At 62.0% G+C, this 20430-nt stretch carries 20 protein-coding genes; 12 read left to right on the top strand and 8 right to left on the bottom strand.

The features are described 5' to 3' along the window. Positions 1-265 precede the first annotated feature (265 nt). The 6 genes from dapC (at position 266) to cls (ending at position 6431) form a co-directional block, all read left to right on the top strand. Entirely contained in the window at positions 266-1507 is a 1242-nt protein-coding gene (gene dapC / locus ACSOSP_RS01355; RefSeq protein WP_455309145.1) for a succinyldiaminopimelate transaminase, read from the top strand. Between the two features lie 39 nt (positions 1508-1546). After that, positions 1547-2374, top strand: coding sequence for a 2,3,4,5-tetrahydropyridine-2,6-dicarboxylate N-succinyltransferase (dapD, locus tag ACSOSP_RS01350; protein WP_455309144.1), 828 nt, complete (start codon positions 1547-1549; stop codon positions 2372-2374). Between the two features lie 3 nt (positions 2375-2377). Next, positions 2378-2740, top strand: a complete 363-nt coding sequence (locus ACSOSP_RS01345) for an ArsC family reductase (protein ID WP_414948349.1) — start codon at positions 2378-2380, stop codon at positions 2738-2740. Between the two features lie 132 nt (positions 2741-2872). Next, positions 2873-4012 (top strand): succinyl-diaminopimelate desuccinylase, encoded by a 1140-nt coding sequence (dapE, locus tag ACSOSP_RS01340; protein ID WP_455309142.1) that lies wholly within the window; start codon positions 2873-2875, stop codon positions 4010-4012. Between the two features lie 28 nt (positions 4013-4040). After that, the gene (prmB, locus tag ACSOSP_RS01335; protein WP_455309141.1) at positions 4041-4925 is read left to right on the top strand and encodes a 50S ribosomal protein L3 N(5)-glutamine methyltransferase; all 885 of its coding nucleotides are present in this window, start codon (positions 4041-4043) and stop codon (positions 4923-4925) included. 42 nt (positions 4926-4967) lie between these two features. Beyond that, on the top strand, positions 4968-6431 hold the full coding sequence (gene cls / locus ACSOSP_RS01330; protein WP_455309140.1) for a cardiolipin synthase: 1464 nt from the start codon (positions 4968-4970) through the stop codon (positions 6429-6431). A 48-nt stretch (positions 6432-6479) separates the two neighbouring features. Here the strand turns inward: cls and ACSOSP_RS01325 are convergent, their stop codons facing one another. Then, on the bottom strand, positions 6480-6959 hold the full coding sequence (locus ACSOSP_RS01325; RefSeq protein ID WP_455309139.1) for a glutathione peroxidase: 480 nt from the start codon (positions 6957-6959) through the stop codon (positions 6480-6482). A gap of 158 nt (positions 6960-7117) precedes the next feature. Here ACSOSP_RS01325 and ACSOSP_RS01320 point away from each other — a divergent pair, with 158 nt between their 5' ends. Continuing rightward, complete coding sequence (locus ACSOSP_RS01320; RefSeq protein WP_455309137.1) at positions 7118-9055, top strand: ATP-binding cassette domain-containing protein; 1938 nt, start codon at positions 7118-7120, stop codon at positions 9053-9055. Positions 9056-9076: 21 nt separating this feature from the next. On the opposite strand, the gene ACSOSP_RS01315 is transcribed toward ACSOSP_RS01320, so the two are convergent. The 3 genes from ACSOSP_RS01315 to alr form a co-directional block, all read right to left on the bottom strand. Beyond that, on the bottom strand, positions 9077-9298 hold the full coding sequence (locus tag ACSOSP_RS01315) for a DUF2866 domain-containing protein (protein WP_200878868.1): 222 nt from the start codon (positions 9296-9298) through the stop codon (positions 9077-9079). Positions 9299-9498: 200 nt separating this feature from the next. After that, positions 9499-10887 (bottom strand): DNA repair protein RadA, encoded by a 1389-nt coding sequence (radA, locus tag ACSOSP_RS01310; protein WP_031363987.1) that lies wholly within the window; start codon positions 10885-10887, stop codon positions 9499-9501. Between the two features lie 53 nt (positions 10888-10940). Then, the gene (gene alr, locus ACSOSP_RS01305; RefSeq protein WP_455309136.1) at positions 10941-12011 is read right to left on the bottom strand and encodes an alanine racemase; all 1071 of its coding nucleotides are present in this window, start codon (positions 12009-12011) and stop codon (positions 10941-10943) included. 514 nt (positions 12012-12525) lie between these two features. Here alr and lplT point away from each other — a divergent pair. The 4 genes from lplT (at position 12526) to thiD (ending at position 16218) form a co-directional block, all read left to right on the top strand. Continuing rightward, a complete protein-coding gene (gene lplT / locus ACSOSP_RS01300) occupies positions 12526-13833 on the top strand; it encodes a lysophospholipid transporter LplT (protein WP_455309134.1) in 1308 nt (435 codons plus the stop codon). A gap of 132 nt (positions 13834-13965) precedes the next feature. Then, positions 13966-14778, top strand: a complete 813-nt coding sequence (gene thiM, locus ACSOSP_RS01295) for a hydroxyethylthiazole kinase (RefSeq protein ID WP_455309132.1) — start codon at positions 13966-13968, stop codon at positions 14776-14778. Beyond that, on the top strand, positions 14778-15404 hold the full coding sequence (gene thiE, locus ACSOSP_RS01290) for a thiamine phosphate synthase (RefSeq protein ID WP_455309131.1): 627 nt from the start codon (positions 14778-14780) through the stop codon (positions 15402-15404). The genes thiM and thiE overlap by 1 nt, the downstream gene beginning before the upstream one ends. Before the next feature lie 7 nt (positions 15405-15411). Then, the gene (thiD, locus tag ACSOSP_RS01285) at positions 15412-16218 is read left to right on the top strand and encodes a bifunctional hydroxymethylpyrimidine kinase/phosphomethylpyrimidine kinase (RefSeq protein ID WP_455309129.1); all 807 of its coding nucleotides are present in this window, start codon (positions 15412-15414) and stop codon (positions 16216-16218) included. A gap of 49 nt (positions 16219-16267) precedes the next feature. Here the strand turns inward: thiD and ACSOSP_RS01280 are convergent, their stop codons facing one another. From ACSOSP_RS01280 to tsaB, 4 genes are read right to left on the bottom strand one after another with little or no spacing between them, the layout of a single operon-like run. Further along, positions 16268-17281, bottom strand: a complete 1014-nt coding sequence (locus ACSOSP_RS01280) for a DUF1853 family protein (protein ID WP_455309127.1) — start codon at positions 17279-17281, stop codon at positions 16268-16270. Next, entirely contained in the window at positions 17215-18207 is a 993-nt protein-coding gene (locus ACSOSP_RS01275; protein WP_455309126.1) for a uracil-DNA glycosylase, read from the bottom strand. The genes ACSOSP_RS01280 and ACSOSP_RS01275 overlap by 67 nt, the downstream gene beginning before the upstream one ends. Next, complete coding sequence (gene rimI / locus ACSOSP_RS01270) at positions 18194-18688, bottom strand: ribosomal protein S18-alanine N-acetyltransferase (protein ID WP_031363979.1); 495 nt, start codon at positions 18686-18688, stop codon at positions 18194-18196. Before rimI ends, ACSOSP_RS01275 begins: the two co-directional genes overlap by 14 nt. Further along, positions 18685-19533, bottom strand: coding sequence for a tRNA (adenosine(37)-N6)-threonylcarbamoyltransferase complex dimerization subunit type 1 TsaB (gene tsaB / locus ACSOSP_RS01265; protein ID WP_455309125.1), 849 nt, complete (start codon positions 19531-19533; stop codon positions 18685-18687). The genes rimI and tsaB overlap by 4 nt, the downstream gene beginning before the upstream one ends. A 182-nt stretch (positions 19534-19715) precedes the next feature. Here tsaB and ACSOSP_RS01260 point away from each other — a divergent pair, with 182 nt between their 5' ends. Continuing rightward, positions 19716-19994, top strand: coding sequence for an acyl-CoA-binding protein (locus ACSOSP_RS01260; RefSeq protein ID WP_455309123.1), 279 nt, complete (start codon positions 19716-19718; stop codon positions 19992-19994). Positions 19995-20430: the final 436 nt, after the last annotated feature.

The raw sequence follows: 20430 nt of genomic DNA, 5'->3' as shown, positions 1-20430 counted from the left end.
TCATACCATCGCGCGTCTTGAATTCTTTTGGTTTGCTGACACGGGGATTTTTGCTCGCAACGGGCGGCGGGCCGGGGTTCTGCAGGGCTTCATGCCGGTTGGTTTCGGCTTGGCGGCGACGGCAATGGCCCGATGCCGACGTGCGCTTGAAAACGGCCTGCCAGCCGCCGGCGTAATCCCTTCAAAACACCGGCAAACCCAATCAGGGGCCTGCGGAGGGCTATAATCCGAGCCTTGTCGTTTCATCGTCTGCACCGACTTCGCCGTGAATCCACTTCTCCAGAAACTTCAGCCGTATCCATTCGAAAAGCTGCGCGCGCTATTCAAAGGCGTCACGCCGCGCTCGGATTTGGCGCCGATCAGCTTCGGTATCGGCGAGCCGAAACATGCAACGCCGGCGCTGATCCGCGAGGCTGTCGTGAATGCAATGTCCGGCTTGGCGTCGTATCCCGCAACGGCCGGCAGCGAGCCGCTGCGTCAGGCCATTGCTGACTGGACCAAAGAGCGCTACGGCCTGCCCGCAGTCGATGCAGCCACGGAAGTGCTGCCCGTCTCCGGCTCGCGCGAGGCGCTTTTTTCGCTCGCCCAGACGGTGATCGACAGCCGCAGCGGCGGTGAACCGCCGGTTGTCGTGTGCCCGAATCCGTTCTATCAGATCTACGAAGGCGCAGCCTTGCTGGCCGGCGCCGAGCCGTACTTCGTGAACAGCGATCCGGCGCGCAACTTCGCCTGTGATTACGCAGCCGTCCCCGACGCCGTCTGGGCGCGCACCCAATTGCTCTACGTCTGCTCGCCGGGCAACCCGACCGGCGCCGTGCTGACGCTCGACGACTGGCGCGAGCTGTTTGCGCTATCGGATCGGCATGGTTTCGTCATTGCCTCCGATGAATGCTATTCCGAGATCTATTTCAACGAAGCCACGCCGCCGCTGGGCGGCCTCGAAGCCGCGCACAAGCTCGGCCGCGGTTTCGAACGGCTGGTGATGCTCTCCAGCCTCTCCAAGCGCTCGAACGTGCCCGGCATGCGCTCGGGCTTCGTCGCCGGCGATGCATCGATACTCAAGCAATTCCTGCTCTATCGCACCTATCACGGCGCGGCGCTCTCGCCCATGTTCCAGGCGGCCAGCGTTGTAGCGTGGAAAGACGAAGCGCATGTGCGCGACAACCGCGCGCTGTACCTCAGGAAATTCACGACCGTCACCCCCATGCTCGCCGAGGTGCTCGACGTCCGCCTGCCCGACGCCGCTTTCTACCTGTGGGCGAACGTGGCACGCACCGGCCTCACCGACACCGAGTTCGCCGCCCGCCTTTACGCCGACTATAATGTGACCGTTTTGCCGGGCTCGTTCCTGGCGCGCGACGCCCACGGCACGAATCCCGGCAGCGGCTTCATCCGCATTGCGCTGGTCGCCGATGTCGACGAATGTGTGGAAGGTGCGCGGCGTATCGTCGAATTTTGCAGCACGCTCACGCAGCATCGGCTGGCTCAGCATCGGCTGCCGCAGTAAATCCCTCCTTAAATCGCAGCACTCACTTAAGTCACGACCATGTCGCAACAACTTCAGCAGATCATCGATACCGCCTGGGACAACCGCGCCGAGCTGTCACCGAAATCGGCCCCCGCCGAAGTGCGCGACGCCGTCGCTCACGCCATCGAGCAACTCGACAAGGGCCTGGCGCGTGTCGCCGAGAAACGCGACGGCGAATGGGTGGTCAATCAATGGCTGAAGAAAGCGGTGTTGCTGTCGTTCCGCCTGGAAGACAACGCGCCGATGCCGGCTGGCGGATACAGCCAGTTCTACGACAAAGTGCCGTCGAAGTTCGCCAACTACACCGCTGAAGATTTTGCTGCGGGCGGCTTTCGCGTCGTGCCGCCGGCCATCGCGCGCCGCGGTTCGTTCATCGCCAAGAACGTCGTGTTGATGCCGTCGTACACGAACATTGGCGCGTATGTCGATGAAGGCACGATGGTCGATACCTGGGCCACCGTCGGTTCGTGCGCGCAGATCGGCAAGAACGTGCATCTGTCGGGCGGCGTAGGTATTGGCGGCGTGCTGGAGCCGCTGCAGGCGAACCCGGTGATCATCGAAGACAACTGCTTCGTTGGCGCGCGGTCGGAAGTGGTGGAAGGCGTAATCGTGGAAGAGAACTCGGTCATCTCCATGGGCGTGTATCTCGGCCAGAGCACCAAGATCTATGACCGCGAAACGGGTTCTGTCACGTATGGCCGCATTCCGGCGGGATCGGTGGTGGTCGCGGGCAACCTGCCCTCGAAGGACGGTTCGCACAGCCTGTACTGCGCGGTGATCGTGAAGAAGGTTGACGCAAAAACGCGCGCCAAGGTCGGCCTGAACGAGTTGCTGCGAGGCGATTGATCCATGGCCGCGAAAAAGATCGTCGTGTATGGGATTCCGAATTGCGACACCGTGAGGAAAGCGCGCGTGTGGCTGGAAGAACATGATGTGCCGTTCGAATTCCACGACTTCAAGAAAGCCGGGGTGAACACGGCCTTGTTGCAGGACTGGTTGAAGGACGTCACGCTCGACGAACTGATCAACCGGCGCGGCACGACCTGGCGCGGCCTGTCGGATACGTATAAGGACGAAGCCGGCTCCACGGCGGGCGCGATTGCGTTGATGATCCACAAGCCGTCGATCATCAAGCGGCCCGTGCTCGTGGTCAACGGCCGCGTGAAATCGCTCGGTTTCGATGCCGAGAAGTACGAAACGCTGTTCGTTTAGAGTCTGGATTTAAGCCTTAAACTTTGAGCGCAGCATTGCGCGCGCCCTGATAAGAGACGCGCAACAGACGCGCGAATCTTGATTCCTGCCGGCCGCCGCGCCGGCATTTTTTATTGAAAGTGGCTCGAATCCATGTCCGGCACTCTTCTTCTCTCGGAACAACTCATCGCGCGCGCGTCCGTCACGCCCGACGACCAGCACTGCCAGAACCTGCTGATCGAGCGGTTATCGGCAATTGGCTTCGAGTGCGAAACGATCGCGTCGGGCGGCGTCACGAATCTCTGGGCCGTGAAACGCGGCACTGACGGCGTCGACGGCAAGCTGCTCGCGTTCGCCGGCCACACCGATGTCGTGCCGACGGGTCCGCTGGAGCAATGGACCTCGCCGCCGTTCGTGCCGAGCCACCGCGACGGCAAACTGTACGGCCGCGGTTCGGCGGACATGAAGACGTCGATTGCGGCGTTCGTCGTGTCGAGCGAAGAGTTCGTCGCGGCGCACCCGGCGCATCGCGGCTCCTTGGCTTTCCTGATCACGAGCGACGAAGAAGGCCCCGCCACCGACGGCACCGTCAAGGTCATCGAAGCGTTGAAAGCGCGTGGCGAACGGCTGGACTACTGCATCGTCGGGGAGCCTACGTCCAATATCACGCTCGGCGACATGGTCAAGAACGGCCGGCGCGGTTCCATGTCCGGCAAGCTGGTCGTGAAAGGTGTGCAAGGGCATATTGCCTATCCGCATCTCGCGAAGAACCCGATCCATTTGCTCGCGCCCGCGCTTGCCGAACTGGTCTCGACCCATTGGGACGACGGCAACGAATATTTCCCACCAACGACGTGGCAGGTTTCCAACCTGCATAGCGGCACGGGTGCAACGAACGTGATCCCGGGTCACATCGACCTGATGTTCAATTTCCGCTTCTCCACCGCGAGCACGGTGGAAGGACTGCAAAGCCGCGTTCACGCGATCCTCGATAAACACGATCTGGACTACGATCTCGCGTGGAGCGTGAGCGGCCTGCCGTTCCTCACGCCGCGCGGCACGTTGTCGAACGCGCTGGAGCAAGCCATCCTTGATGAAACCGGCGTGCGCACCGAACTGTCTACTACCGGCGGCACCTCGGATGGACGCTTCATTGCGCGCATCTGTGAACAGGTGGTCGAATTCGGACCGCCCAACGGCAGCATTCACAAGATCGACGAACACGTTGAAGTGGCGTTTATCGAACCGTTGAAAAACGTGTATAGGCGCGTGCTGGAAACCCTGCTTGCCTGATCCGACTCACTCTTATAAGGAGCCTGCGATGGCGCTTCCCTTCACCACCGTTCGCGATCTGCTGCGTTTTGCCGTGTCGCGTTTCACTGCGGCAGACTTGTCGTTTGGCCACGGTTCATCGAATGCATTCGATGAAGCCGCGTACCTCGTGCTGCATACCTTGCACTTGCCGATCGACACGCTCGATCCGTTCCTCGACGCACGTCTGCTCGACACCGAAATCGACGCCATCATGAAAGTGATCGAGCGCCGCGCGACGGACCGCGTACCGGCGGCTTACATCACAAACGAAGCGTGGATGCACGGGCACCGTTTCTATGTGGATGAGCGCGTGATCGTGCCGCGTTCGTTTATTGGCGAGTTGTTGCAGGATGGCTTGCAGCCGTATGTGCAGGACCCCGACGAAGTGTCGCGCGTGCTTGAACTCTGCACGGGCTCCGGCTGCCTCGCGATCCTCGCGGCACAGGCGTTCCTGAATGCGGACATTGACGCCGTCGATATCTCCGCGCCCGCGCTGGAAGTCGCGCATAAAAACGTGGATGACTACGACCTGGATTCGCGCGTCGCGCTGTACGAGGGCGATCTGTTCGCGCCGCTGCCCGTTGGCCGCTACGAAGTCATCATCACGAATCCGCCGTACGTCAACGCGCTCGCCATGCAAACCCTGCCCGCTGAATACCGCCACGAGCCGGAACTAGCACTCGCGGGCGGCGCGGACGGCATGGATATCGTGAAACGGATTGTGGGTGAAGCGCGCAAGTGGCTGACCGAAGACGGCGTGCTCGTGGTCGAAATCGGCAATGAACGGGCCAACGTGGAAGCCACGCTCGGCGGCCTCGATATTGTCTGGCTCTCGACCAGCGCCGGCGACGACAACGTGTTCCTCATCCAGGCAGCCGACTTGCCGGGCTGACGGCGCAACTCTCGATTACCGGTATTACCAGGCGCCGCTTACATGCACTTCGAGTCGCAGGACTGGCTTCATCTCGGCACGTTTGTGATGATCGCCCATTTGCTGGGCGCGGCCGCCGCGTACCACGCGGTGCTCAACACCCGCACCTCGCAAGGCGCGGTCGCCTGGGCCGTGTCGCTTGTCGCCATGCCCTACTTCACGCTGATCCCGTATCTCTTTCTCGGGCGCAGCAAGTTCGCCGGGTACATTGACGCGCGACGGCTGGAAAACGAGATCCTGCGCAAGAGCGCGCACCCGACAGAATGGAATTTCCCCGATGAAGCCGCCCGCCTGCGCGGCGCGGCAGCCGGAGACCCCGCGGAGTATCTGGGCCATCCGACCATCCGCGCGCTGACGCGTTTGAGCGGCATGCCGTTCCTGCGCGGCAATTCGGTGCGTGTGCTGATCAACGGCGACGCCACGTTCGACGCAATCTTCAAAGCCATCGACGCTGCGAAGGTCTATGTGATCGTGCAGTTTTTCATCGTTCGCGACGATGATCTCGGCGAGAAGCTCAAAGACCTGCTGCTCAGAAAGGCCCAGCAAGGCGTGCGGGTCTATTTTCTCTACGACAGCATCGGCAGCTTCGATTTGCCCAAACGCTACGTCAACACCTTGCGCGCGGGCGGCGTGCAAACGCATCCGTTCGCGACCAAGCGCAAGTTCGTCAATCGCTTCCAGATCAACTTCCGGAACCATCGCAAGATCGTGGTGGTCGACGGCGAGTGCGCATTCGTCGGCGGTCACAACGTAGGCGTGGAATATCTCGGCGCGAATCCGCGTCTGTCGCCCTGGCGCGATACCCACATTGAAGTGCGCGGTCCGGCGGTTGCGAGCATACAGTTCGTGTTCATAGAAGACTGGTACTGGGCGACACAACGCATTCCGGAAGTGGAGGCGTCGAAGACATCGGAAGCCGACATGAGCTGCCTGATCCTCGCGAGCGGCCCCGCCGACCACCAGGAAACGTGCTCGCTGTTTTTCGTCGAAGCGATCAACGCGGCGCGTTCGAGGATCTGGATTACGACGCCGTATCTCATTCCCGATGAAGCCGTGTTCTCCGCGCTGCGGCTCGCCGTCTTGCGCGGCGTGGACGTGCGTATTTTGATTCCGAGCCGGCGCGATCACCGCGTGGTGTTCGCTGCCTCGACACTCTATGCGTACGATGCACTGCTCGCCGGCGTAAAGATCTTTCGATACCGCCCGGGCTTCCTGCATCAGAAAGTGGTGCTGGTGGACGACATGTCCGCCGCCATTGGCAGCGCAAATCTCGACAACCGTTCGTTTCGCCTCAACTTCGAAATCATGGTCCTGACCGTGGACCGGGGCTTTGCAAGCGAAGTCGAAAAAATGCTGCTCGACGACTTCGCGCAATCATGGGAAATCAGCCGCGACGATTATCTCGGCGCCCCCGCGTGGCGCCGCATGGCGATGCACGTCGCGCGCTTGTTTTCGCCGATTCTTTGACGAGCGCGACGTCCAGCCAGACGTCGCTTCGTCGCCTGAAAGCCGCCGTCAGAGCAGCTTTTCGATATCGCTGGAAATCGCATCCGGCTTGGTCACCGAGCCGAACCGGGTGATCACGTTGCCTTCCTTGTCGACGAGGAACTTCGTGAAGTTCCACTTGATGCCTTCGGTCCCCAGCACGCCCGGCGCTTCCTCGGTCAGATAACGGAACAGCGGGTGCGCGTTCGCCCCGTTCACGTCGACCTTTGCAAACATGGGAAACGTGACGCCGTAGTTCTGTTCGCAAAAGCTGCCGATTTGAGCGGCATCGCCTGGTTCCTGCTTGCCGAACTGGTTGCACGGGAAACCCAGCACCGCAAAGCCGCGATCCGCGTAACGTTCGTGCAGCTCCTGCAAACCCTTGTACTGCGGCGTGAATCCACACTCGCTAGCGGTATTCACGATCAACAGCACCTTGCCCTGGTAACTGTCCATGCTGACGGTTTCGCCGCCCAGGGTTTCCGCCGAAAACGAGTAGATAGGGTTCATTCGATACTCCGCTTGAAAAAATCCAGTCTAAGCGAAACCCGGGTCAAAAAACATTCGGCCGAACGGCTAACGGCGCGCGGCAAAGTCAATGAGCCGGCGGCGCGCACCCGCGCCGGTCTAAAATAGCGTTTTCCCGTACTTTCCTGGGTCTTAGCGCCGTGATTCGTTTCAACCAGTTCAGCCTTGCCCGCGGCACCAAACCGCTCTTCGAACAGACCACGTTCGCGCTCAATCCTGGCGAAAAGGCGGGGCTCATCGGCGCTAACGGCGCGGGCAAGTCCACGCTCTTCTCCGTGCTGCGCGGCGACTTGCACGCTGATGGAGGCGATTTTTCGATGCCGCCGTCGTGGCAAATCGCGCACGTCGCGCAGGAAACGCCGGCCGTGGATCGCACCGCGCTCGACTACACGCTCGATGGCGACACGCAATTACGGCGCATCGAAGCGCGAATTGCGGCGGCATCAGCGGCTCACGACGGCGCCGCTGAAGCCGACGCGCACGCCGCTTTCGCCGACGCCGACGGTTACACCGCGCCCGCTCGCGCCGAAACCCTGCTGATCGGCCTGGGTTTCACGCTCGCGCAAACAAAGGAACCGGTGGCGAGCTTCTCCGGCGGCTGGCGCATGCGCCTGAACCTGGCGCAGGCGCTGATGTGCCGCTCGGACCTGCTGCTGCTCGACGAACCCACGAACCACCTGGATCTCGACGCGATCATCTGGCTGGAAGACTGGCTGCATCGCTATCCGGGAACGCTGATCGTGATCTCGCACGATCGCGAATTCCTCGATTCAGTCTGCAACGTGACGCTGCATCTGGAGAATCGGCAGATCAAGCGTTACGGCGGTAATTACAGCCAGTTCGAAATCCTGCGCGCGCAGCAGATCGCATTGCAACAAAGCGCGTATGTGAAGCAGCAGAAGACCGTGGAGCATCTGCAAAGCTTCATCAACCGTTTCAAGGCGCAGGCGACCAAGGCCAAGCAGGCGCAAAGCCGCGTGAAGGCGCTGGAACGGATGGAGATCATCGCACCGGCCCATGCTTCTTCGCCGTTCACGTTCGAATTCCGCGAGCCCGATGCCGCGCCGAACCCGATGATGGTGATGGAGGCCGTACGCTGCGGTTATCACACGGAAGCGGGTGAAGTGCCGATCGTGGAAGGCGTCACGCTCTCTATCCAGAACGGTCAGCGAATCGGCCTGCTTGGTGCGAACGGACAGGGGAAATCGACGCTCATCAAGACGCTCGCGGGCACGCTTGAAGCGTTGAGCGGCAAGGTGCGCGAGGGCAAAGGGTTGCGTATCGGCTATTTCGCGCAGCATCAACTCGAAACCTTGCGTCCCCAGGACTCCGCGCTGGAGCACGTCGCGCGGCTCGCGCCCGACACACGCGAACAGGAATTACGCGATTTCCTCGGCGGCTTCAATTTTTCCGGCGAAATGGCGACTGCGAAGATCGCGCCGTTTTCCGGAGGAGAAAAGGCCCGGCTCGCGCTGGCGTTGATCATCTGGCAAAAGCCCAACTTACTGCTGCTCGATGAACCGACGAACCATCTGGATCTCGAAACGCGTCACGCGTTGACTATGGCGCTCGCGCAGTTCGAAGGCACCTTGATCCTGGTGTCGCACGATCGCCATTTGCTGCGCGCCACGACCGATAATTTCATGCTCGTGGCGAAGCACCGGTTACAGCCGTTCGACGGTGATCTCGACGATTATCGCGACTGGCTGCTGCAGCACGCAGCGGAGCAGCGGGCAGCTGCCAAGGAGATGGCCGGCAGTAGTTCAACTGACGATTCGCTGGAATCGGGGCAGAACCGCAAGGAGCAGCGTCGTCAGGAGGCGCAAGAGCGGCAGAAACTCTCGCATTTGAAAAAGCCGCTGCAATCGCGGATTTCGAAGATCGAGAAGGAGATGGACAAGCTGAACGCCGAGAAAGCGCAGCTTGATATTTTCGTGGCCGACGCCGCCAGTTACGAGCCTGCCATGAAGGCCAAACTCACGGAATCGATTCGCCGTCAGGCCGATGTGAACGGGCAACTGGAAACACTCGAAGCGCAATGGCTCGAGGCACACGAGGAACTGGAGCAGATCGGCTGAAAGTCCGCCGCTCAATCTGGTCTAGCGGCGGGGCAGCGTCTGCCGCGGCATTCCTTCGTCGTCCACAAGTACGTGTTTGCGTCCCGTCACGTGGCGCCGAATGGTCGCTACAACCTCATCTTCGGTCACGTCTTCGGCGACTACACGGCGTGATATCTGCCCTTCGGCGTCGATCCATTCGACGATCCGGCAACCGCCGCCCCATGGCTGCTGGATGGGCGCGGACACTCGGCAGCCGCGCATATGAAAAGAAGGGCGAGACAAAGTTTGATCTGCGTGTTTCAAGGCGTGGTCCTTTTTCCTTTCCGCTCGTATCCGGGTTTGTCGCGATACAAGGATAGAAAAAGCACGCCCCGCGTGGGTTACACGAACTTCGCGGTTTTTTACACGACATTACTAAGGGACCGACCAGCGCCGAGATCGCAGCGCGATCACGAAACGCTTCAGGCCAGCGACCGCACGCGATCGATCGCCTCTTCAATCCGGTCGACCGCGATCACTTCCAGCCCCTCAATAGGCTGCTTAGGCGCATTCGCCTTTGGAATCAGCGCGATCGAGAAGCCCAGTTTCGCGGCCTCCTTCAGTCGATCCTGACCCCGCGGCGATGGCCTGATTTCACCCGCCAACCCGACTTCGCCGAACACGATCAGACCCTTGGGCAGCGCCTTGTTACGCATCGACGAGTGGATGGCGAGCAGTACGGCGAGATCGGCCGCGGGTTCCGTGATCTTCACGCCGCCCACCGCGTTCAGGAATACGTCCTGATCGAAGCACGCAATGCCCGCATGCCGATGCAACACGGCCAGGAGCAACGCAAGCCGGTTCTGCTCCAGCCCTACGGCCAGACGGCGCGGATTCGGGACATGCGCGGTATCCACAAGCGCCTGCACTTCCACCAATAACGGCCGCGAACCTTCCTGCGTCACCAGCACACATGAACCGGGAACGCTCTGCTCATGCTGCGATAAAAACAGCGCCGACGGATTCGCCACGCCACGCAAACCGCGCTCGGTCATCGCGAATACGCCAAGCTCGTTCACCGCGCCGAAACGGTTCTTGAACGCGCGCACGAGCCGGAACGACGAGTGGGTGTCGCCTTCGAAATACAGCACCGTATCCACGATGTGTTCAAGCACGCGCGGCCCGGCGAGATTGCCTTCCTTGGTCACGTGGCCGACCATGATGATGGCTGTGCCCGTCTGCTTCGCAATGCGCGTGAGTTGCGCGGCGCATTCGCGCACTTGCGCAACCGATCCAGGTGCCGAGGTCAGCGCTTCGGAATAAACAGTTTGAATTGAATCGATGACCGCCACTTCCGGCCGCTCGGTATCGATAGTTGCCTGGATTCGCTCCAGCTGGATTTCCGCCAGCAAGCGCAAATCGGGTGCTGCGTTGCCGGAGTCCCCGAGCAGGCCGAGCCGTTGCGCACGCAATGCAATCTGCGCGCCGGACTCCTCGCCGCTGATATAAAGCGCGGGTCGCTCGCGGGCAATTTCCGCCAGAGATTGCAGCAAAAGCGTGGATTTTCCGATGCCCGGGTCCCCGCCGATCAGCACCACGCCGCCGGCCACCAGTCCGCCGCCCAGCACCCGGTCGAATTCACCAATACCCGTGGTAAAGCGCGGCACGTCCGACGCTTCGATCTCGGACAAGCGCTGCACCGGAGAGGTCTTCGCAAGTGCTTGAAAGCGATGCGCCGAGGGTGACTCCGCCACCGACTCGACCAGCGTGTTCCACGCGCCGCAAGCGGGACATTGACCTTGCCATTTCGGCGCCTGACCGCCGCAGTCGCTGCATACGTATAGTGTCTTGACCTTCGCTACTTTCGCCACTCGCCTTCCTGAATTCCGTCGTTACACATCCAAACAAGCACAGCAACCGCGCTCTATTCCGCGCGCATTGGCACGCGCGGCGCGACTGCGCACATCAACTCGTATCCGATCGTGCCGCACGCCGCCGCAACGTCGTCGATCGGCAGTTTCGTGCCCCACAACTCCACGTGCGCCCCGATCCCAGCAGTTGGGATAGGCGTCAAGTCGACCGTCAGCATGTCCATGGACACCCGGCCGACAATCCGCGTCAGCACACCATCGACGATAACTGGCGTACCTTCGGGCGCACATCGAGGATAACCGTCGGCATAACCGCACGCCACTACACCGATCCGCATAGGACCTGTGGCCGAGAACACCGAACCGTAGCCGATCGAGTGACCCGCGGGCACGGTCTGCACGCCGATCAACTCGGACGCAAGCGTCATGGCCGGACGCAGTCCGGTCGTGGCGATATCCGCCGTTTTGCCCGACGGCGACGCGCCATACAAAATGATGCCGGGACGCACCCAGTCGAAATGCGCGGCTGCATGCCAGAGCGTGGCCGCGGAATTGGAAAGACTGCGCGCCCCCGCGATGCCTTCAGCGCCGCGCTCGAACGCTTCGAGTTGATGATCGATGCCGCGCGGACCGTCGGCATCGGAGAAATGGGTCATCAGCGTGATCTGGCCGACGCCCTGCACTGCCCGCGCGCGTTCCCACGCGGCCCGAAAGCGCTCGGGCGTGTAGCCGAGCCGGTTCATGCCGCTGTTCATCTTGAGCTGGATATTGACCGGCTTCGACAGCCGCGCCATTTCGAGCATCCGCAACTGTTCATCGCAATGCACGGCCGTGGTCAGGCTGTAACGATCGATGACGTCGATATCAGTCGGACGGAAAAAACCTTCCAGCAGCAAGATAGGACCGGCCCAGCCCAACTCACGCAACTTGACCGCTTCTTCGAGGTCAAGCAGACCAAAACCGTCGGTTGCGCGCAATCCGGGGAACGCTCGCGCCACGCCATGGCCATATGCATTGGCCTTGACCACGGCCCATATCTTGGATTTCGGCGCGTGACGGCGTGCGACGGCGAGATTGCTGGCAAGTGCAGCGGTGTGGATGGTGGCGGATATCGGGCGCGGCATGGGAAGTTCAGTTGGAAAGAGAGGTGATTATGCAAGAGCGGACCGCAGCTTGACGGTTGCAAGAAGGCTCGCCGAACGGCTGCGTTTCTCACCCGGCACGCAGGCAGCCGATCGTGCCCTAATCATGACCTCTCGGAAACGATATCGGCCGCTTGGGGAAGATCCGCCGCCGATCGATCATTGCATATGATGGCTGCTCAGTAAGAGACCGTGCACACGGTGATAAATTCGAAAATAACCGATTTGGCGAGCCAATAGCTGAATCAGTACCCGAATCAATGTCTTATCGGCGCCTTGCAGACCGGTGACGTTCGGGCCGGAACGTCCGCGAATTGTCATGCACGTTACTGCTAGTCAGAATGCGCCTATTTTCGTGTTATAAAGCCGTGCACACAACCCATTTCGAACAGAAAATGCCTGAACGGGAGCCTGAGCGCAGAGCCGGACGCGAGCGACGAGCGCGCCGTGTGCGAACGGGGCGGATTACCCGCAGTGCGGACTAGCATCGGATCAGATGAAAAAAGGTTTTTACACCATCATGGCCGCGCAGTTTTTCTCGTCGCTGGCCGACAATGCCCTTCTGATCGCTGCGATCGCCCTGCTGAAAGATCTTCACGCTCCGAACTGGATGACACCGCTGCTCAAGCTGTTTTTTGTGCTGTCATACGTTGTTCTGGCCGCTTTCGTCGGTGCCTTTGCAGACTCGAGACCGAAGGGCCACGTGATGTTCGTCACCAACTCGATCAAGGTCGTCGGCTGCCTGACGATGCTGGTCGGCGCGCATCCGTTGCTCGCCTACGGCATTGTCGGATTCGGCGCCGCTGCGTATTCGCCCGCCAAATACGGCATCCTCACGGAGCTCTTGCCGGCCGACCGCCTGGTCGCGGCGAACGGCTGGATCGAGGGCACCACGGTCGGATCGATCATCCTCGGCACCGTCATGGGCGGTGCGCTGATCAGTCCGCATATTGCGTCGCACATCCTGCAGTTGCATATCCCGAAGGTCGATACCCCCGCCGAAGGCGCGATGCTCGTGATCGTGCTCATGTACATTGTCGCGGCGCTTTTCAACCTGCGGATTCCCGACACCGGCGCGCGGTATCCGAAGCAGGAGCATCGCCCGCTCAAACTGATCACCGATTTCGCCGATTGTTTCAACGTGCTCTGGCACGACAAGCTCGGCCAGATCTCGCTCGCCGTGACCACGCTGTTCTGGGGCGCGGGCGCGACGCTGCAGTTCATCGTGCTCAAATGGGCGGAAGTCTCGCTCGGCATGTCGCTCTCGGAAGCCGCCATCCTGCAGGCGATCATCGCCGTTGGCGTGGCGGTCGGCGCCATTCTCGCGGCGGCGCGCGTGCCGCTGAAGAAGTCGCTGTCCGTGTTGCCGGTCGGCATCATGATGGGTGTTGCGGTCATGCTGCTCGCGTTCTATTCGAAGCATCTGTTTCCCGTGCACTGGGGCATCTATTTCGGTCGGATGCACGTTCCGGGTTATCTGATCGTCGCGTATATCTTCCTGATGATCGTAGGCGGCCTGTCGGGCTTCTTCGTGGTGCCAATGAATGCGCTGCTGCAGCATCGCGGCCACGTGCTGTTGTCGGCGGGTCACTCTATTGCAGTGCAAAATTTCAACGAGAACCTCTCGGTGCTCGTGATGTTGTGCCTGTACGCCGTGCTCGTCTGGCTCGACGTGCCGATTCAATTTGTGATCGTGCTGTTCGGCACCTTCGTCTGCCTGATGATGTACTTCGTCATGCGGCGGCATCAGGCGAATCAGCGCGCCTTCGATTCGGTCGCGCTGATCGGCGAATCTCGTCATTGAGTGGTGGCTTTGGGATTAGGCAGTCCGTGTGGGTCGCACGGGCTGACCCAGTCAGAGCCTGAAACCACACCGGACACCCAACCGCCCGGCGCGCGATAATCCCGCTATCACCATTTTCCTGACACCCTGCCCATGCTCGCCGCCGATCTCTTTTCGTTCGCCGTGCGCGTGCGCGAACGCGCGCCGCTCGTCCACTGCCTGACGAATCTCGTCGTCACGAACTTCACCGCGAACGTGCTGCTCGCGCTGGGCGCTGCACCCGCGATGGTCATCGCCCGCGAGGAAGTGGGCGAATTCGTGCCGCTGGTCAACGCCGTATCGGTGAACCTCGGCACGCTCGACTTGCCGCAAAGCAAGGCGATCCGCGCCGCGGTGGAGGCCGCGCATCGTGCGCATAAACCGTGGGTGCTGGACCCCGTCGCGGTCGGCCCGCTGAGTTTTCGCACGGCGTTCGCCTTTGACCTGCTCGATATGCATCCCACCGTGATTCGCGGCAACGCGTCGGAGATCATCAGCTTGTCGGGCGGCGAATCGAGCGCACGCGGCGTCGACAGCACCGCGTTCGCCGAAGCCGCGCTCGACGCCGCCCAACTCCTCGCGCTCAATACAGGCGCCGTTGTGGCCGTCACGGGGCAGACCGATTACGTGACTGACGGCCGCCGGACGATCGCGTTATCGAATGGATCGCCGTTGATGACGCGCGTAACCGGCGTGGGCTGCGCGCTATCGGCGACGGTCGCGGCGTTTGTGGGCGTGGCCGATAGCGATGAACGCTGGGCGGCTACGGTCGCCGCTATCGCCTATTCGAGCATCGCGGGTGAGTTGGCATCGCGCGACGCGGCATTGCCAGGCAGTTTCGCAGTTGCGTATCTCGACCGGCTGGCGTCTCTCGATGCCAACCTGTTCACCGCCACGCTCGTGGCGCGTGAAGTGTCCATCACGTGATGACGCTCGATCTTTCGCTGTATCTCGTCCTCGATCCCGTTCAGTGCGGCGGCCATGCACGCGCGCTCGATGTCACCCGTGCAGCGCTCGATGGCGGCGCGACGATCGTGCAACTGCGTGCGCCCGAGTGGCACAAACGCGCGTGGCTGGCGCTTGCGCTGGATCTGTTGCCGCTCACGCGCCGGTTTGGCGTGCCGCTTATCATCAACGATCACGTCGATGTCGCGCTCGCGGCCGGCGCCGATGGCGTGCATATCGGTCAGAACGACTTGCCGCCGGATGTCGCCAGGAAGCTGCTGGGGGCGCAGGCGTTGATCGGGCTGTCGGTGTCAGACGCGCTGCAGGTCGATCACGCCAACACGCTGGGCGCGATGATCGATTACGTCGGCGTGGGGCCGGTATTCGATACACCGACCAAGCCGGACGCATCGGCGGCTTGCGGTATCGACGGCCTCGCCGCGCTGTGCTCGCGCTCTCTTCATCCGACGGTGGCTATCGGCGGCATCCAGTTGCACAACGCCGCCGATGTCAAACGCGCGGGACCGGGCGGGATCGCGGTCGTATCCGCCATCTGCACCGCCGCCGACCCGCGCCTCGCCGCGCAACGATTGCTGGCCTTCTCCTGAAAACCTCATGATCCATTCGATCCCAAACGTCCTGACCATCGCCGGTTCCGATTCCGGCGGCGGCGCGGGCATCCAGGCCGACCTCAAGGCGTTCTCGGCGCTTGGCGCTTACGGTTTGTCCGTTATCACGGCGCTCACCGCGCAGAACACGCGCGGCGTAACCGCCATCCATACGCCCGACGCGTCGTTCGTCACCGCTCAGCTCGACGCCGTTTTCGACGATATCCGCGTCGATGCCGTGAAGATTGGCATGCTCGCCAATGCCGATGTGGTGCGCGCGGTAGCGGCGGCGTTGCGCCGGTATCGGCCAGTGCATGTGGTGCTCGATACGGTGATGATTTCCAAGAGCAATCACGCTCTGCTCGCGTCGGATGCAGTGGCTGCGTTACGCGATGAACTGCTGCCGCTCGCGACGCTGGTCACGCCGAATCTGCCGGAAGCGGCTGCGTTGCTGAACGTGGCATCGGCTGAAGATGAGGACGCGATGGTGCGCCAGGGCGAAGCGCTGCGAGCATTGGGCGCGCGGGCGGTGTTGATGAAGGGCGGCCACTTAAGTTCCGCCGATAGCCCCGACTGGCTGATCGAAGACAGCGGATCGCTGCGGCTTGGCGGACCGCGTGTGCCGGTGAAGAACACGCATGGGACGGGGTGCACGTTGTCGTCGTCGATTGCGGCGCTGCTGCCCCAACGCGATTCACTCGCCGCCGCTACCGCCGACGCCAAGCTTTATCTGACTGGCGCGATCGAACAGAGCGCGCGGCTGGACGTCGGCCACGGGGTTGGTCCGGTGCATCATTTTTTCAAGTGGTGGTGAGGGTCGCTTCGCTGATCGCGAGCTCGGCCGGCGGGGTCAGGAAGCATGCTTAACCCGCAAAGTCAGCGGCGCGCTCCGGCCATTCATCGGGCACGATAAAACCGCGCGAGTGCTCGCGCCAGATGTCGCCGGTCGGGAAGTGGCAATGTTCGTAACGCGCGACCATGATCGGCGACGACAGCGTTTCAACGCGCTCAGACAACACCGCCGTCTGCTCAACCAGCGCCTCCCCCTCTTGCGCCGATAACGTTCGTTCTGCCATCCATCCCAATCTGGGCAACGAAGCAAATAGTCCGTCCGTCTTCGAATCCTGCCACTCCGACGCTGTTTTCCACCACCCTCGCAGATGATTCTCGGCAAGTTCAGCCGGCGGATTCGACGCGAGGCCCAGATCGTCATCGCGATAAAACAAGCGTCCCTTGACGAACAACTCGGCGCGCCACGGACCCTCGAAACCGAGCGATGCGAACTCATCGCGTGCACTCAAACCCAGTTGGTGATTCAGGAGCCGCGCGTGTTTCAGGTCGAAGCGATCCTGCAGATTCGGGCCAACATAGTGAGCCAGCGTAGCAGCCCCGTCACCCTCGCCGATGTGCAGATAAAACTTCACCGCGAGTTCCCAGTGCAGCCGCTCGCCACGCTCGTCCTGTAGCAGGAAATCGACTTCCCCGAGCGTAAGTCCTGCTGTGCGCAACGGGATGTTCGCTGCAATCAGCCGCGCGTGCGGGCCATGCGTCAGGAAGTATTCGAGCAGCGCTTCGGCATAGAAACCGAGCCGCGTCAGCGACGGTTTGTGAACCTGTGCATGAAGGGCTGCGGGGTCGCGATCGAGCGCGGCGAGCCAGGCCAGCGTGGTTTGGCGCTCTGTCGTCGTTGCGGCCGGCTGCGCGAGCGGCGCGCCCGCGCGCGACGCACTCAGCAAGTTTGGCGAGAACAGCAGCCAAGCGAGATCCCGGACGGCGGGATTGCGCAATGGCGTGATCTCGTCCGCGGCCGTCACTGCCCGTCTGCCGCCTGCAGCGACTTGCGGTAAGTAGCCTGTGCGAGGCACAGATCGGCCCATGCCTTGGCTTTATCGGGGAGACTGCGCAGCAAGTAGGCCGGGTGATACGTGACGATGACCGGTACACCCTGATAGTCATGCACCCGTCCCCGCAACGATGCAATGCTCGCCTCCGTCTTGAGCAGGCTCTGCGCGGCAAACCGCCCGAGCGCCACAATCAGCTTGGGTTTCACCAGTTCGACCTGGCGCTTCAGATAGGGCTCGCAGCGCGCGACTTCATCGAGTTCAGGATTGCGGTTACCGGGCGGGCGGCACTTGATCACGTTCGCGATGAACACGTTGTCCTCACGCGATAACGCCACCGCGTGCAGCATGCTGTCGAGCAGCTTGCCCGCCTGGCCGACGAACGGCTCGCCCAGCTTGTCCTCGTTCTCACCAGGCGCTTCACCGATCAACATCCAGTCCGCGTCCCGGTCACCCACGCCGAACACAGAGTTCGTGCGGCGCTCGCACAAACGGCAGCGTTCGCACACGGCGACGCGAGCGGCGAGCGTGTCCCAGTCGAGGGTCGCGATATCGGCGGCCGTGTCATCGGCGGTTTCCGATGCGGCAAGCGCTTGCGGCGGTACATCGTCGAGCCACGGGAGGTCATCGAAGACTGGGGGTTCTATGGAAGCGGGCGTTGCAGGCGGAGCTTGAGGCGCGTTGCCATGGCTCGCCTGGGCGGCAGAAAGAGCGGCGTCGAGCGCTGTCAGCGTATCGACGGGATCAGTTTTCCGGGCAACCGGTGCGTGCGCTTCTTCGACTGGCATGCGGGGAGCCACGGCAGCCGCTTTACGATCGAGCGCAATCGCTGTCGAATCTGTCGACTGATCGGGCACGGCGACGGGCGCATCAGCCGAAGCCGAAGCCGAAGCCGACGCCGCCCGCCTCACCCAGACCGTTCCCAGCCCGAACTCTTCCAGCATCGACTTATGCAGCGCCATCCACGGCCTCCTTTGAAAACGTCAGACGCATGACGAGTGCATCCTCGCGCGATCGGTGCCGCGCGGGGTAATAGTTTTTGCGCCGCCCGATGGTGGCAAAACCAAAGCGCTCGTAAAGCTGGATGGCGCGCGGATTCGACGGCCGTACTTCCAGCAGCACGCCCTCGAGTTTCTGCTGCCGCGAGATGCGCACCGCTTCGCGCAGCAACGTAAGCCCGGCTCCGGCGTGTTGCGCCTGGGGCGCGACGCACAGATTCAGCAGATGCATTTCATCGACGACCGGCATCAGCACGCAATAACCCAGCAACGTCCCGGTGACATGGCGCAGGCACACGCCGAAATAGCCGTTGCGCAGCGAGTCCTGGAAATTGCCGCGGGTCCAGGGAAATTCGTAGGCGAGCTTCTCGATGGCGGCGACCTCATCGAGATCGGCTTCCGTCATCGACGACAGATAACGATCCGCCATCAACACGCCGCTCACCGTAGAGGCTCCGTCGTTTGAACCAAAGGGGCGGCGGGGGCGGCGTGATCTCCTGCAGCGGCGGCAACTTTGGCGGCACGCGCGTCCATCCGCTCGGCGGTGGTCTGTGCGACCTTGTTGCGTACGTACTCGGGCGCAGCCTGATCGGGTGCGACCGTCCGGCCGGCACGCAGCGCGCGCAACCCGGCGAGCGCCACGGGCAACGCGTGCGGCAGCGCATCGAAATCGATACGGCACGCCGGAGCGGCCGGCATGGCCAATCGATCACCGAAAGCCGCCGCCGCATTGCCTGCCAGCGTGAACGGCTCGTCCGGCCGGACAATTGCCTCGGGCAGGTCGAGCGATGCCGCCTGCACGGTGGCCCACTCACCCGCCGCCGAGTCCCAGCGGAAATCCGCCCAGTACGCCTCGTTCATGCGGGCGTCGAGCGCCGCGAGTACGCGCGTCGCCGATGGCTCGTGCAAGCGCGCGAACTCCGCGCAGGCGAGCAAGGTGCCAACCGGCACCACCGGCACGCTCAACCCGAACGCCAACCCCTGCGCGACGCCGGTTGCCGTGCGCAAACCGGTAAATGAGCCGGGTCCGGCGCCGAACGCGATTGCCGAGCAATCCTGAAGCTTCAAACCGGCGGTATCGAACAATTCGCGGATCGCGGGCAGAAGGCGCGTGCTGGATACCGGTCCCGTCAATTCATGGCTGAACCAGACGTGGACTTCGCCAGCAGAGTAATGAGGAGCGCTTCCATACACCACGGCGGCGGCAGTCGGGTCGGGGTCGGCGATCAGCAGCGCGACTGAACAGAATTCGGTCGAGGTATCGAGGGCGAGCAAAACGGTGCGTGTCATGGCCGCTATTGTAATGCGTGGCGTAACGCGTGAGCCGTGAGGGGCGAGCGCGTCCAGCGAACAACGTCCGCTCGCGCCGCACAGTGCGGCTCGGCGGTAAATTCTGGAAGAAACCCTCGACAAGCACGCGCAACCGGCTTGCTATGATCGCCGGTCCTTAACCAGCATGTCCGGAGAACCGAATGAGCGGAATCAACGAACTCGACGCGCAATTTGCGCTCGCCCAAGCGGACGTCAAGGAATTGCCCGAGCGCCCCGGCAACCTCACGCTGCTGCGCCTCTACGCGCTCTACAAGCAAGCGAGCGTAGGCGACGTGCAAGGCGACAAGCCGGGTTTCGCCGATATCGCCGGCAAATACAAATACGACGCCTGGACCGCACTCGCGGGCACGCCGCAGGACACGGCGAAGCAGCAATATATCGGGCTGGTGGAATCGCTGAAAAGCGGCGCTTCGGCATAAAAGCCGGGTGGAACGGCGTCGGGCGCCCGTTGGTTGAGCATCCGGCGGCGCTTTTTCAAGATGCAGGCGAAACTGCCCGCCCCGGCCGACAACAAGTTGAATCAAACTGTCTTAAAATCTGGCGCAGCGCAACAATTGCCGTTATACTCTTGCCTGCGCTTCACTGTGACCGGATGAGTTGTTGGTTTTTATCAATTCATTAGTTGATTCAACCCGCGCAGCGCGGCGCCTCGTAGCGTTTTGCTCCAATCCAGTTTAGAAACTGTCCCCTCCCTGCTAGGCCTTCTCTTCGGCCGATCATGCATCAGGCTGACGACAAAGCCGCCTCGGCCTGTCGAATCCGATACAGCTTCTAACGAAAAGCTCGCCTTTATTGTTGCGAGCTGCCCCCGTTTTTCGATTTGCTCGCTGCTTCTTTGCTCGCTGAATCTGACGA

The organism is Caballeronia sp. KNU42, from assembly GCF_053760385.1.
Note: the sequence above shows the minus strand (reverse complement) of the source record. Positions and strands in the feature narration are given on the sequence as shown.